Origin of the sequence: Streptomyces sp. RerS4, from assembly GCF_023515955.1 — a bacterium.
Taxonomy (GTDB): Bacteria; Actinomycetota; Actinomycetes; order Streptomycetales; family Streptomycetaceae; genus Streptomyces.
Genome location: NZ_CP097323.1, coordinates 1 through 13,759, shown reverse-complemented (window position 1 = coordinate 13,759; position 13,759 = coordinate 1). Strand labels below are relative to the sequence as shown.

Here is a 13,759-nt window from a genome sequence, read left to right as displayed (position 1 = left end):
GGTCAAGCAATATGATCACATGGCGGTATGACGAGGACTCTCTACCTGTTCTGCTCCGCCGCCCCGCCCGTCTTCGACGTGGCCCACGTGATCGAGGACGCCCAGTCGCGCGGCTGGGACGTCTGCCTCGGCCTGACCCCGACGGCGGCGCAGTGGGTCTCGGGGAGCCTCGACGGGCTCGCCGCCCTCACCGGCAACCCGGTGCGGTGGCAGTACAAGATGCCCGGTGAGCCCGACGTGTGGCCGGCCGCGGACGCGCTGCTCTTCGCCCCGGCCACCTTCAACACCGTCAACGCCTGGGCGCTCGGCCTCACCGACCGCTTCACCGTCGGCGTGGCCGCCGAGGCCCTCGGCAAGGGCACCCCGGTGGTCGCGATGCCGTGCACGAACGCCGCGCTCGCCGCGCACCCGCAGTTCGAGCAATCCCTGACGGTCCTGCGCGGCGCCGGCGCCGAACTCCTCTACGGCGAGGGCGGCTTCGTCCCCGGCCCGGCCGGCCCGGACACCCCGGCGCACTTCCCCTGGCAGCTCGCCCTGAACGCGGTGGACCGTACGGCCGTCCCTCAGACCTGAGCGCCCCCGCCCCTCACGCGCCCCTCACTCGCCCGTCGCCCCGTCGATCGCCTCGCGCAACAGGTCGGCGTGCCCGTTGTGGCGGGCGTATTCCTCGATCATGTGGGCCAGTACGTAGCGCAGGGAGTAGCGCTCGTCCCCGGAGGAGCCCTGGACGTCGAGGGACTCGGCGGCCTCGACGATCGCCCGCGAGCGCGCGCAGCTGTCGGCCCAGAGGGCGAAGGCCTCGTCCGGGTCCGCGTCCTCGACGTGGAACTCCGTCCACTCCCCGGCCTCGTTCTTCGGGAAGTGTCCCCGGACGTCCTCGCCGCCCAGGACGTTGCGGAACCAGCCCCGCTCGACCTCGGCCAGGTGCCGGACCAACCCGAGCAGGGTCAGCCCGGACGGCGGGGTGGCCGCGCGCCGCAGTTCCTCGGCCGTCAGCCCGGCGCACTTCATCCGCAGGGTGTCGCGTTGCCGGTCCAGGAGGCTGGTGAGGACGGCCCGTTCGTCGCCGACGAGGACGGGCGCGGTGCGTCGTATCGATTCCATCGCCCCATGATCACCGGCCCACCACCGCCGGGGCCGGCGCTTTTCACCTGCCGGCGTTCACCCGCGCCCGCCCGACACGCCCCTCAGCTCCCGAAAGAAGGCCCGTACGTCTCCCACCAGCAGCTCCGGCACCTCCATGGCGGGGAAGTGCCCGCCCCGGTCGTACGAGGTCCAGCGCACGATCGCGTCGGTCCGCGCGGCCACGTGCCGCAGCGGGATGAAGTTGTCCCGGGGGAAATCGGCGAGCGCCGTCGGGGTGGTCGACACCTCGGGCGGCTGCCCGTGGTAGTCGGCGTGCGCGCGCTCGTAGTAGATCCGGGCCGCCGATCCCACCGTCCCCGTCAGCCAGTACAGCATCACGTTCGTCAGCATCTGCTCCCGGTCGATCGGGCACCGCGGATCGCTCCACTCGGCGAACTTCTCCCCGATCCACGCGAGCAGCCCGACCGGCGAATCGTTCAACCCGTACGCGAGGGTCTGCGGCCGGGTCGCCTGGATGTCGGCGTAGCCCTGCCGCTCGCGCGCCCAGACGCGATACCGCTCCCAGGACGCGCGCGTGCGCTCCCGCTCGGCGGGGCTCAGCGCGGCCAGTTCGGCTTCCCGGGGCTCGGCCGTCGCCCCGCCCCCGGGCAACAGGTTCAGGTGGACGCCGATCACGTTGCCCGGCCGCAGCCGGCCCAGCTCGCGCGAGATCGCCGCGCCCCAGTCGCCGCCCTGGACCCCGTACGAGGCGTGCCCGAGCCGCTCCATCAGCACGCCGAACGCGCGGGCGACCCGCTTGAACTCCCAGCCGGGCTCGGTCGTCGGCCCGGACAGGGTGAAGCCGGGGATGCTCGGCAGCACCAGGTGGAAGGCGTCGGCGGGATCACCGCCGTGGGCGCGGGGGTCCGTCAGCGGGCCGGCGACCCGCTGGAACTCCACGAACGACCCCGGCCAGCCGTGCGTCATCAGCAGCGGCGTGGCATCCGGCTCGGGCGAGCGCAGGTACGCGAAGTGGACCCGCGCCCCGTCGATGACGGTGGTGTACTGCGGCCAGCGGTTCAGCCGGGCCTCGGCGGCCCGCCAGTCGTACTCCTCGCGCCAGTGGCGTACGAGTTCGCGCATCTCGGCGAGCGGGATCCCGTACGACCAGCCGACGCCGTCGAGCCCGTCGGGCCAGCGCACGCGCCGCAGCCGCGCGTCGAGATCGTCGAGCTCGCGCTGCGGCACGTCGATCCGAAACGGCTCCAGGCCGGCGGCCACACGTTGATCATCCATCCGCCCAGCATGCCCGCGGCCCTCGCGCGCCGGGCGCGCGGGGGCCTCAGGCCGCGTACAGGTCGAACGTGGATCCCCGCCGGGGTCCGGCGACGACGTCCAGGGCCGGGTCCACCGTCAGCATCGCCTGATGCAGCCGCCGCAACTGGGGCGACGGCTCGACACCCAGCTCGCCGATCAGCCGGTTGCGCAGCCGCCGGTAGACGTCGAGCGCGCCCGCCTGCCGGCCGGACCGGTACAGCGCCACCATCAGCTGGGAGTGCAGCCCCTCGTGCTGCCGATGACGAGCCGTCAACTCCGTGAGCTCTGCCAGCAGTTCACTGTGCCGACCCAGCCGCAGGTCCACGTCGATGCGCCGTTCCACCGTGCCCAGCCGGCTCTCCTCCAGCCGCATGACCTCGATCTCCAGGATCGGCCCGACCCGTACGTCGACCAGCGCGCGCCCCTGCCACAGCGCGAGCGCCTCCCGCAGCAAACCCGCCGCGGCCTGGTCGTCGCCCTCCTCGAAGGCGCTCTGGCCCCGGGTCACGAGGGTCTGGTACCGGTTGACGTCGACGGCCTCGGGCAGCACCTGCAACAGGTATCCGCCGTGCCGGGTCGCGAGCACCTCCTTCGCGGCCTGCGGGCTGCCCGGTCCCATGGCCGTGCCGAGCCGGCGGCGCAGCTGGAGGATGTACGTCTGCAGGGTGGTGTGCGCGCTGTGGGGCAGGTCGGTCCCCCAGATCTCCTCCATGAGGGTGGGCACCGGGACCACCCGCCCCGGGTGCAGTGCGAGCAGAGCCAGGATCTGCCGCGGCTTGCCCGCCGTCGGCACGATCGAGCGACCGTCCACCTCGGCACTCAACGGACCCAGAACCTGAATCCTCACGGTGTCTCCTCCGCTTCCCGTCGATTCCCCTCGATGCCCAACCCCACTGCCAAGCCCGTGCCCAGCACCCCGCGCCCGCGCGCCGTACACCACGCCCCGAGCCCGAGCCCGCACGCCGAGCCCGGCACCCCGTGCCCGCACGCCGCACGCCGCGCCCGCGCCCGAGCCCGTGCCCGCACGCCGCGCCCGTGGCCCGTGCCCGCACGCCGTACCCCGCGCCGCGCCCGAGCCCGAGCCCGTACGCCGTACGCCGCACCCGAACCCGTACGCCGAGCCCGCGCCCCGAGCCCCGTATGCCGTACGCCGTGCCCGACACCCCGAGCCCGTGCCCGCACGCCGCGCCCGTGGCCCGTGCCCGCACGCCGTACCCCGCACCCTGCACGCGGCGCACGCGCGCCACCCGCCACCCGCCGCACCCCGCGGCCCCGCACGGCGTCCTACACCCCGCTGCCGAGGAACTCGTAGCGCCGCTCCCCGCCCACCGCAGGCGCGCCCACCGCACGGGCGTCCACCGCGGCGGTCCGGTACTCCCCGACGCGCTCCTCGCCGACCAGGCTCGGCAGCAGCAGCCCCCACAGGGCGGCCACCTTCCGCTGCAACTCCCAGTACGTCAGCCCGGTCCCGGCCAGCACCTCGATGCCGCAGACGACCGCGCCCACCAAGGCCTCGGCGCTCTCCCAGCCGGCGTCGGCCGCACCCTCGACGGCACCGCCATCGACCGAACCACCGTCACCGCCACCGCCACCGTCGACGCAACCGCCGCCGCCGACCGGCAACTCCCCGGTGTCCCGCGCCATCCGCAGCAGCCCGCACACCGCCGCCAGCCACGTCCCGTGGAAGTCGACCACCGCCGGCTGCTGCCCCGCGCACTCCTTCGTGATCCGAAAGCTCGCCGGGATCGCCGGGTCCTCGTGCAGCGTCCGCGCCAGCCAGTGCGTCATGTCGATCAGCGCCTGCAAGGGCGAGGCACCGGACTCCCGCAACCCGCGCACGGCGTCGTGCAGCAGCAGGCAGCCGCGCTGTTGCACGGCGTCCGCGAGCTCGTCCTTCGAGGCGAAATGGAAGTACAGCGCCCCCTTCGTCACCCCGGCAGCGCCCGCGATCTCGCCGAGCGTCGCGTTGGCGTATCCGTTGCGGTGGAACATCTCGGCCCCGGCGAAGACCAGCCGCCTTCGGGTTCGCTCCGACCTCTCCTGCACCGCTCCGTCTCCTTCCGCCCCCGACTCTCTCCACGCCCACACCGCGCGCCGTGGTCAGGCCCGCACGAGCCGCTCGACCCTGGCTCCCCCGACGACCGCCTCACCCGCGCCGACCCCGGCGCCGACCGCGACCCCGGCTCCCGTCGCGGCGGCCGCGGCTCCGGCACCCTCCGGGCCGGCCATCAGGATCGAGCGCTGCAACCGGCGCAGCGCCCCGGACGGCTCCAGCCCCAGGTCCCGTACGAGCGTGGCGCGCAGCCGCTGGTACACGTCCAGGGCTTCGCCGCGGCGGCCGGAGCGGTGCAGGGCGAGCATGAACTGGCCGTGGAGGTTCTCGTGGGTGCGGTAGCGGCTGGCCAGGACGGTCAGTTCGGCGAGGAGCTCGCGGTGCCGGCCCAGGCGCAGGTCGGCCTCGATGCGCTGATCGAGCGCGCACAGCCGGGTCTCCTCCAGACGGCGCGTCTCCATGTCCAGCTGTACGCCGCCCTGCACATCGGCGAACGCCGGCCCCGACCACAACGCCAACGCCTCCCGCAACAGACGCGCCGCGTTCGGGAAGTCCCCCGCGTCCATCGCCCGGTAGCCCATCCCGGCCAGCCGGTCGAATTCACGGACATCACTCCTCCCGCCACCGCTGCTGAGGAGGTAGCCCCCGGGCAGCGTGACGAGCACCTCCTTCGCGGTGCGCACCCTGCCGTTGCCCTCCTGGCCTTCCCGGCCTTCCAGGGCGGTGGCGATGAGCGCGCGCAGCTGGAGTACGTACGTCTGCAGGGTCGTACGCGCACTGCGCGGCGGCAACCCGCCCCACAGCTCCTCGATCAGTGCCGAGACCGGCACGACCTGGTCGGCATGGAGGGCCAACAGGGCCAGGACCTGCCGGGGCTTGGGGGCGGTCGGCGTGATGGAGATCCCGTTCTCCCGCACGGCCAGTGCGCCCAGTACATCGATGTCCACGTCGTACTCCCCTGTGTCCTTGGATGAGTCGCAAGAGTCAGTAGAAAACAGGCCCAACGGTTTGTCAATATCAAACCGTCCGCGCTGTTTTATGACCAGTCAGACTCTACTTCCACTCAAGAACCCTGCCTGACCTGCCTATACACAAGACAACAGCCACTCGGACGGCGGCACGAACACCCTGGACCACCCCTCAACGGGCGCCGCAAACCCCTCCACACACACAAGATCAAACCAAGCGGTCTGTTTCCAGCTCCCCATCCGACGCGATCCTGGGCAGCAGCAGCGCCCAGATCCGGGCGAGGGTGTGCGGCGCGGCCCAGTCGGGTTCGGCGACCCCCAACACCTCCAGCCCCACGGTCGAGGCCAGGACCACCCGCGCCGCGTCCTGCGGGCACACCCCGTCGGCGAGCCGGCCAGCCCGGTGCGCTGCGCCGAGCAGTTCGCCCACCCATCGGCCCCACTGGCCGCGCAGTTCGACATGGCCGCGGTAGGCGACGTCCACGGACAGCGCGAAGCCGGCCCGCACCACGACGTCCCGGGTGAAGAGGTCCATGAGCGCGTACGTCGATTCGACGAGCGTCCGCAACGGATCGCCGCCGTCCCCGCCCTCGGTGAGCCGACGCACCGCGTCCGCCGCGCGGTACTCCACGGCCGCGGCGAGCGCGGCCTTGCTCTCGAAGTGGAAGTGCAGCGCGCCCGAGGTCAGTCCGGCCCGCCGGCTGATCGCGGCGACCGAGGCGGCGACGTACCCCTCTTCGACGAACACCGCCGCGGCGGCGCGCACGAGGGCTTCCCGCGTGCGCGCCGCACGCTCCTGCTTGACCATGGGGGGCTCTCCACACACCGCGTCGACCGCGTCCACCGGTTCCGCGGAAGGGGCACGGAATCCTCGCGGCCACAGTCGGCGCCCCCACCGGAGCCCGACCGGACTCCCACCGGAGCCCCGACCTCCGCCCCCCCCTACGGCGTTAACGCCGTTAACGCCCGCGCCCTCCGCCCCCGTCCCGTCGCCCCGCCAGAACGCCGACGGCCCCCCGGCACACCGCCGCCCCCACCGCGAGGCCGAACACGGCCGGGTTCACGTACGCGGGCACGGACTCGGCGGCGTAGCTTCCGCCGCCCGTCGTCTCGCAGACGAAGCGCAGCGGCACGTACGCCACCGTGTAGTCGATGACGGTCGCGGCCCGTTCCTCCTGCCCCGGTGTCCGACAAGGAATCAGCGGCGACGACGAGGTGCCGCCGTCCTCCGCGCCCAGGACCGCGCCCACCACATGGAGCAGACCCCACGCGTAGCAGGCGACCGCGAACCCTCCGAGCAGCCCCGCGAATCCGCGCAGCCACCCCTCCGGCCCGCCCCGCCGAAACGCGGCCCGGCCGAGCCCGGTGAGCCCGTACCCGACGAGGACGCACATCCCGACCACCGCGGCCGGTACGAGGACCAGCAGCAGGAGCACCATCAGCGCAGGGCGTTCCGGGAGTCGACGTACTTGAGCATCAGGCGGACGAAGTCCAGCCGGTCGCGCTCGCTCCAGTCGGCGGTGACGGCCTCGAAGGCCCTGCGCTGGTTGCGACGGACAAGCGCCCACCCACCCCAAGGAGCCCCCTCATGACCACCCTCGTCACCGGCGCCCGGGGCACCGTCGCCCAGGCCGTCATCCACCGTCTGCACCACCTCGGCCACCCGTCCGCGCCGCCGGCGCCCACCCCGCCGAACTGATCGTCCCCGACGGCGTCGAGACTACCGAACTCGACCTCGCCCGCCCCGCGACCTTCGCCCCCGCCCTGCACGGCGTCCGCGACGTCTTCCCCTACCCGGACCCCGCCGGCATCCACGCCCGCTCGCCTCCCACAGCCTCCGGGTCGAACGCGCCCTCGCCGGCTCCACCCTCACCCACACGTTCCTGCGCCCGGACGCCTTCGCCGGCAACGCCCTCGGCTGGCCCCGGCGCCCGCATCGCGCCCATCCACTCCGAGGACATCGCCGACATCGCCGTCGCGGTCCTCACCGACACCACCCTCACCCGCCGCGCGCTCACGCTGACCGGCCCCGAGTCCCCGTCGAGCACATCAGCCGTGCCGAGGCCGAGCGACAGATGGCGCAACACATGCCGCCCGGCCCGCACCTTCCGCCAGTGGACCGAAGAGAACGCCGACGCCTTCACCGGCGCCCACCGTTAACGGCGTTAACGCCGTTAACGCCCCACCCCCGGACGCCCGCCACCCCTTAACGGCGTTAACGCCGTTAACGCCGTCCTCTCCTCTAAAAGTACTGGTCGACTGGTTTTCTTTGACCACGTCCCACTACATTGGCCCGAACCACCGGCCCAACAGGCATCAGGAGACACCCACGTGGCGAGGGTCAGACAGGAACGGGCCGAGATCACCCGACAGGCGATCCTGGACGGCGCGGCCATCGCCTTCGACCGTTCCGGCTTCGGCGGCACGAGTCTCAGCGACGTCGTCAAGCACGCCGGAGTCACCAAGGGCGCCCTCTACTTCCACTTCCCCTCCAAGGAAGCCCTCGCCCGCACCCTGATCGACGAACAGTTCCAGATCTCCAAGGACGTCCCCGCCATCGAGGACCCGGGTCTCCAGACGGTCATCGACCTGACCCACCAGATGGCGTTCGGACTGCGCACCAACGTCCGCGTCCGCGCCGGCATCCGCCTGGTCATCGAGTTCGGCTCGTTCACGAACCCCGACCCGTCCCCGTACAACGCGTGGATCGAGACCAGTCACGCCTGCCTGACGCCGGCGCGGGAACGCGGAGACCTGCTCCCGTCCATCGACGTGTACGACCTCTCCACCTTCCTCGTCGGCTCCTTCACCGGCCTCCAGGTCACCTCCTTCGTCCGCACCGGCCGCGAGGACCTGCACACCCGGATCGTCGACCTCTGGAAGTACCTCCTCCCGGGCATCGTCCCGAACTCCCGCATCCCCCTCTTCGACCCGGCCGGCTCACCCGCCTGCCGAGCCGAACTCGGCCTCACCACCGAAGCCACCGAAGCCACCGCCAACAACACACCGCTCCCGGTCGCCTGACGGGACGGACGGACGCACGTACGTACGCCCGTCCGTCCGCCGTATCCAGGGCGGCCTCGCACACGCCGTGGCGAACCACGGGGGTGCTCGCTACGGCGTGTGCGAGGCCGCCCTGTCGCGTTTTCGGCCTCCCCACCCCACTTCGTTAGCAAAACTCAAGCGTGGCGCCCACGCGCACCCCGGAACGTTAGTAAAGTCCCCCTCATGACTTCGCCTTCGTCCCAGAGCGACCGAGAGAAGGTCGTCTCCAAGCTCCCCCCGTGGCTCCGCCAGGAATTGAAGGTCCGCACCGCCCAACTGCGGGTCGACATCCAGGACGCCGTCCACCAGGGCATCGCCCACTGGAGCGCCCTCGCCTCCGCACCCTCCCCCGTCGACACCTCCGGCGCCGAGTCGTTCTCGACGTGGCTGCCTGCCGGCCAGTGGGATTCCTTCCGCTCCGACGCCAAGGACCGCGGCGTCTCCCTCATCCAGGGTCTCGCCCAAGCGGTGCGCCTCTGGCTGGAGATGAACCCGGCCCCCACCGTCAAGCGGCCCTCCGTCGTCCGCCGCATCGTCGTGTGCAACCAGAAGGGCGGAGTCGGCAAGACGGCCATCACCGCCGGCACCGCCGAGGCCCTCGCCGAGGACCCCTCGACCCTCCACCCGGTCCGCGTCGCCCGCCAACTGGCCCGCCGCTCCCCGGGCGAGGACAACGCCCCGCACCACCCGGAGCACACCACTCCCCTGGACCTCGAAGACCTCCCGGGCCTGGGCATGCGCGTCCTGCTCGTCGACTTCGACCCCCAGGGCCACCTCACCAAGCAGCTCGGCGGCCAGCCCCTGCCCATCGGCGGCGACAGCCTCACCTGCCACATGGCCGGCGAGGCGAAGGGCCCCCTCTCCGACCTGATCGTCCCCGTCCCGGACGAGCGCTTCGGCGACCGCCTGCACATCCTGCCCGCCTGCACGGACGCCTTCCTCCTCGACGTCCGCCTCTCCACCGTCCGCGCCCGCGAGGCCGCCCTCGAACGCGCCCTCGCGCCCGTCGAGTCCGACTACGACGTCATCCTCATCGACTGCCCGCCCAGCCTCGGCCTCAGCATGGACGCCGCCATCTACTACGGCCGCCGCCGCGACGCCGAACAGCCGGGCGCCTCCGGGGCCCTGATCGTCGTACAGGCCGAGGACTCCTCCGCCGACGCCTACGACCTGCTCACCTCCCAGATCAACGATCTGCGCGACGATCTCAGCCTCGACATCGACTACCTCGGCCTCGTCGTGAACCTCTACGACGGCCGCCGCGGGTACATCGCGACGTCCTCCCTCCAGGCCTGGTTGGACATAAAGGATCCGCGGGTCGTGGCCATCGTCCCCGACCTCAAGGAACAGCGCGAAGCCGTCCGCGTGAAGCAGCCGTTGTTCGTCTACGCCCCCAAGGGCGACCAAGCCGTCGCCCTGCGCGCCCTCGCCCGGGAGATCTCATGAGCAGCAAGGCCGACAAGCTCGGCGTCTCGGCATCCTTCGCCAGGGCCCAACCGGTGGGCGTCAGCTCCCGCCGCGCGGCCATCGCCGAAGCCACGGGTGCCCCCACCTCCGGAGTGATCCCCCCATCGGAGGTCCCCATCGAGGCCCTCGCCCACAACCCGTTCAACCTCCGCGAGGACCTCACGGAGATCGACGAACTGGCGGCGTCCCTCACCGCCCGCGGCCAGCTCCAGCCCCTCGCCGTCGCCACCCGCATGGCCTTCATGGAGGCCCACCCGGGCCAGACCGACGGCCTGGGCCGCGCCCCGTACGTGGTCATCGACGGCAACCGCCGACTGGCGGCGGCCCACCTCGCGGGCCTGAAGACCATCCAGATCCACGTGAACGACGCCCTCTCCGCGTCGGCCGCCGACATCCTGGAATCGGCCCTGATCGCCAACGTCCACCGGGTCGACGTGGCCCCCATGGACCAGGCGCGCGCCCTCCAGGAGCTCGTCGAGGTCCACGGCTCCCAGGCCCAGGTCGCCAAGCGGCTCGGCAAGACGGCGGCCTGGGTCTCCCAGCGCCTGACCCTCCTCAACCTCACCCCGAGCCTCCAGGAGAAGGTGGAGACGGGCGAACTCAAGGTGGAACCGGCCCGACGCATCGGCCGCCTCCCCCAGGAACAGCAAGAGTCAGCCGCGGCCGAGACCACCACCCCCCCACGCCAACGCACCCGCCCCCCCGTTAACGCCGTTAACCCCCCCACCCCGAAGGCGACCCCCACCCCCACCCCCACCCCCCGGATCACCATCTCGACGGACTCCCCGGAGACCATCGCGGACGCCCTCACCGCCCACCTCACCCCGGACGACCTGAAGGCCGTCACCGAACTCCTGATCACCCGCATCTGAGGCCACACCCACGCCGGGGGCGCTGACGGCACCACGCCGCCGACGCCCCCACGTGCGTTTCATGTGCGTTCAAACGTGCGGTTCGCATAGGCTGCACCCGGAGGTACCCATGAGCGACAAGAACGAACAGAGCACCCTCTTCGCAGCGGTCGACGCCCTGCTCGAAGAAGCAGCCGCGCAGGACGGGCTCCCGCACCCGGACGAACGCAAGCGCCTGCGCGAGGCCGCCGGCCTCAGCCAGGACCAGATCGCCAAGGCGCTCTCGGTCCGCCGCGAAACGGTCACCTCCTGGGAAACCGGCCGCACCGCCCCCCGCCCCCCCAAACGCGCCGCCTACGCCCGCCTCCTGGAAGGCCTCTCCACCCTCCACCCCCCCACCACCCCCCTTAACGCCGTTAACACCCCCCACCCGAACGACCCCCCCGTTAACGCCGTTAACCCCCAGACGTCAGACGTCACCCCCACCCCCAACGCTCCGCACACCCCACCCCCCACCACCAGCGGCACCGGCGCCGCCCACGCCGTTACCCCTCCACCCCTCACCCCGCACATCGTTAACGCCCCCACGCCGGCCCCGACCCCACCCCGGGCCGTCCCCCCAACCCTTAACGCCGTTAACCCCACACCCCCAGCACCGGCTGCACCCGCAGCTCCGCCGGCCCCACCCGCCGTTAACGCCGTTAACGCCCCCACGCTTGCCGCGGCCCCGGCATCCCCCCCGACCGTTAACGCCGTTAACCCCCAAACCCCAACACCACCCCCGGCAACCTCGCCCGCCGTTAACCCCACACCCCCAGCACCGGCTGCGCCCTCGGCGCCGGCTGCACCCGCAGCTCCGCCGGCCCCACCCGCCGTTAACGCCGTTAACGCCACGCCCCCACATCCGGCCGCACCCACACCCCCCGCAGCCCCGCCCACCCTTAACGGCGTTAACGCCGTTAACGCCCCGACCCCAGCCCCCGCCGCCACCCCGGAACGGGCGGCACCCGAGCACGCCCTCGCGCGCGCCGCAGGCGCCGCGCACCGCACCACCCCCCCGGGATCCACCCCCCCGGGGTCTGGGGCGCAGCCCCAGTTTCGGGAAGGGGCGGGTAGGGGAACAGCCCCGCAGGGCCACCCCACCCCCCGCCCACGGCAAGCACACCCCACCCCCACCCCCCTGGAAGGAAACGGCCCCCTAGTAGTCCTGAACGGCACGGACCACGCCCACGCCGCCTCCGGCCTCCTCCTCCCCCTCCCCCCCAAGGCCCGCACCGACCTCCCCACCCTCATCACCTGGGCCCTCGGCCCCACGGCCGACCTCCGCGCCCCCCGCCTCCACCGCAACGGCAGGGACGGCGACCCCCTCCTCGTCCTCACCCCCGCCGCCACCGAAGCCCTCGGCCTCCCGCTCACCCTCGAAGACCGCCGCACCCTCCGCCTCCCCGACAACCACCCCACCCTCAAGCTCCTCACCAAGGCCAAGTGGCAACTCACCCGCCGCGGCTTCGGCCCCTGGGCCCGCGTCTACCGCCCGGCCACCCCCACCACCGGCCGCCAGTGCGTCCAGCTCGCGATCCTCCCCTGGGGCGCCCTGGACCCCCGCGCCTGGGGCGAAGGGACCGCCGAACTGCCCGCCCCCGAACTCGCGGACATCCTCACCACCTACGCCACCCGCGTCCTCACCCCCCGCGGCTCCACCGCCGTCACCGGCCTCGAACTCATGACGGCGCTCCGTCCGCCCACCCGCGCCGCCCGCAACCCCCGGACGAACGCCTGGGAGTCCGCCCCCGTCCCCGGCTCCCTGACCCACCCCGTCGACCCCGCTCCCCCGGAAGCCCCCGACGAGCACCCGGTGGTCGCCGCCCTGTACCCCCGCTCCCACCAGCGCACCCCCGACCAGGTCCTCGACGAGGAGGCCTACGACTGGATCCGCGACCCGGAGCTCCTCACCGACGCCGAGTGCGCCCGCACCCACGCCGTCGGCATCGACGTGAACATGGCCTTCGCCGCGGCCGCCAACCGCCTCCCCGTCGGCCTGGGCCCCGCCGTCCACACCGAGCGTCCCCGCTTCGACCCGAAGACCCCCGGCTGCTGGCTGGCGGACCTCTCCGCCCTCCCCCACGACCCCCTCCTGCCCAGCCCCTTCACCCCGCACGGCCGACCCCCCACCGGTCCCGCCTGGTACGCCACCCCGACCCTCGCCTACGCCCAGGAGCTCGGCCACGACGTCCACCCGACCGAGGCCTGGATCCGCCCGGACAACGGCCCCTACCTGGACGCCTGGTACACCCGCCTCCGTGACGCCTACATGGCGACGATGGCGGACCTGGGCGTCACCCCCACCCTCACGGAGGCCGAGTTCCTCCAGGCGATGACGACGCACAAATCCGCCACCCACCCCACAGACGACCCCACAGCCGCCACCGCCAGGGCCGTCCTGTCCGCCATCAAGTCGACCGTCAAGGGCGGCATCGGTAAACTCCGCGAACGCCCCCAAGGCGCCGGCTACCGTCCGGGCGAACCTTGGCCCGCCCTCGAACGCCCCACCTGGCGCCCCGACATCCGCGCCGCCGTCATCTCCACGGCCCGGGTCAACATGCACCGCAAGATGCTCAAGCTCTCCACCGTCGGCCTCCACCCCATCGCGGTCCTCTCGGACTGCGCGGTCTACCTCTCGGACGGCCCCAGCCCCCTCGACTTCCTCCCCCACACCCCCGAGGGCAAGCCCCTCCCCGGCGGCTTCCGCCTCGGCGTCAGCCCCGGCATGGTCAAGCACGAGGGCACCCAGCCGCTCCTGTGGGCCGTGGGACTCCTCGACGAACACATCAACCCGGCCCGCCACATCAAGGGCCACGACGCAGCCGCGGACGGCGAGTAACCCATGCCCGACATCTCCGACAGCCTGACCCGGGCCGACGAACAGCACTTCACGCGCCCCGTCCCGAAGTCCGCCGGCGCCCAGATGCGCTTCCTGGTGAAGCAGCTCAAGT

The 13,759-nt window shown here is 72.7% G+C and carries 12 protein-coding genes; 5 read left to right on the top strand and 7 right to left on the bottom strand.

Annotated elements, in window-relative coordinates; all coding sequences use genetic code 11:
* The first annotated feature begins 27 nt into the window (after nt 1-27).
* Entirely contained in the window at nt 28-573 is a 546-nt protein-coding gene (locus M4D82_RS33035) for a flavoprotein (RefSeq protein WP_249772496.1), read from the top strand.
* Between the two features lie 24 nt (nt 574-597).
* Here M4D82_RS33035 and M4D82_RS33030 read toward each other — a convergent pair whose 3' ends face one another.
* From M4D82_RS33030 to M4D82_RS32990, 7 genes are all read right to left on the bottom strand, one after another.
* Nucleotides 598-1,104 (bottom strand): DinB family protein, encoded by a 507-nt coding sequence (locus M4D82_RS33030; protein WP_249772494.1) that lies wholly within the window; start codon nt 1,102-1,104, stop codon nt 598-600.
* A gap of 57 nt (nt 1,105-1,161) precedes the next feature.
* Nucleotides 1,162-2,361 carry an epoxide hydrolase family protein gene (locus tag M4D82_RS33025; RefSeq protein ID WP_249772492.1) on the bottom strand — a complete coding sequence of 400 codons (1,200 nt, stop codon included), beginning with the start codon at nt 2,359-2,361 and terminating at the stop codon, nt 1,162-1,164.
* Nucleotides 2,362-2,407: 46 nt separating this feature from the next.
* A complete protein-coding gene (locus M4D82_RS33020) occupies nt 2,408-3,229 on the bottom strand; it encodes an AfsR/SARP family transcriptional regulator (RefSeq protein WP_249772490.1) in 822 nt (273 codons plus the stop codon).
* Nucleotides 3,230-3,666: 437 nt separating this feature from the next.
* Nucleotides 3,667-4,428: a ScbR family autoregulator-binding transcription factor gene (locus M4D82_RS34200; protein WP_283844561.1), complete on the bottom strand. Its 762-nt coding sequence runs from the start codon at nt 4,426-4,428 to the stop codon at nt 3,667-3,669.
* A 54-nt stretch (nt 4,429-4,482) separates the two neighbouring features.
* The gene (locus M4D82_RS33000; RefSeq protein WP_249772486.1) at nt 4,483-5,382 is read right to left on the bottom strand and encodes an AfsR/SARP family transcriptional regulator; all 900 of its coding nucleotides are present in this window, start codon (nt 5,380-5,382) and stop codon (nt 4,483-4,485) included.
* 229 nt (nt 5,383-5,611) lie between these two features.
* Nucleotides 5,612-6,211 (bottom strand): ScbR family autoregulator-binding transcription factor, encoded by a 600-nt coding sequence (locus tag M4D82_RS32995; RefSeq protein ID WP_249772484.1) that lies wholly within the window; start codon nt 6,209-6,211, stop codon nt 5,612-5,614.
* A 151-nt stretch (nt 6,212-6,362) separates the two neighbouring features.
* Entirely contained in the window at nt 6,363-6,842 is a 480-nt protein-coding gene (locus M4D82_RS32990) for a hypothetical protein (protein WP_249772482.1), read from the bottom strand.
* A gap of 892 nt (nt 6,843-7,734) precedes the next feature.
* Here M4D82_RS32990 and M4D82_RS32985 point away from each other — a divergent pair.
* The 4 genes from M4D82_RS32985 to tap all read left to right on the top strand — a co-directional run bounded on the left by M4D82_RS32985 (nt 7,735) and on the right by tap (nt 13,647).
* Entirely contained in the window at nt 7,735-8,427 is a 693-nt protein-coding gene (locus M4D82_RS32985; protein ID WP_249772480.1) for a ScbR family autoregulator-binding transcription factor, read from the top strand.
* Nucleotides 8,428-8,631: 204 nt separating this feature from the next.
* Nucleotides 8,632-9,894, top strand: a complete 1,263-nt coding sequence (locus M4D82_RS32980; protein ID WP_249772478.1) for a ParA family protein — start codon at nt 8,632-8,634, stop codon at nt 9,892-9,894.
* Nucleotides 9,891-10,787, top strand: a complete 897-nt coding sequence (locus M4D82_RS32975) for a ParB/RepB/Spo0J family partition protein (RefSeq protein WP_249772476.1) — start codon at nt 9,891-9,893, stop codon at nt 10,785-10,787. Before M4D82_RS32980 ends, M4D82_RS32975 begins: the two co-directional genes overlap by 4 nt.
* A gap of 109 nt (nt 10,788-10,896) precedes the next feature.
* Nucleotides 10,897-13,647 (top strand): telomere-associated protein Tap, encoded by a 2,751-nt coding sequence (gene tap / locus M4D82_RS32970; protein WP_249772474.1) that lies wholly within the window; start codon nt 10,897-10,899, stop codon nt 13,645-13,647.
* The last annotated feature ends 112 nt before the right edge of the window (nt 13,648-13,759 follow it).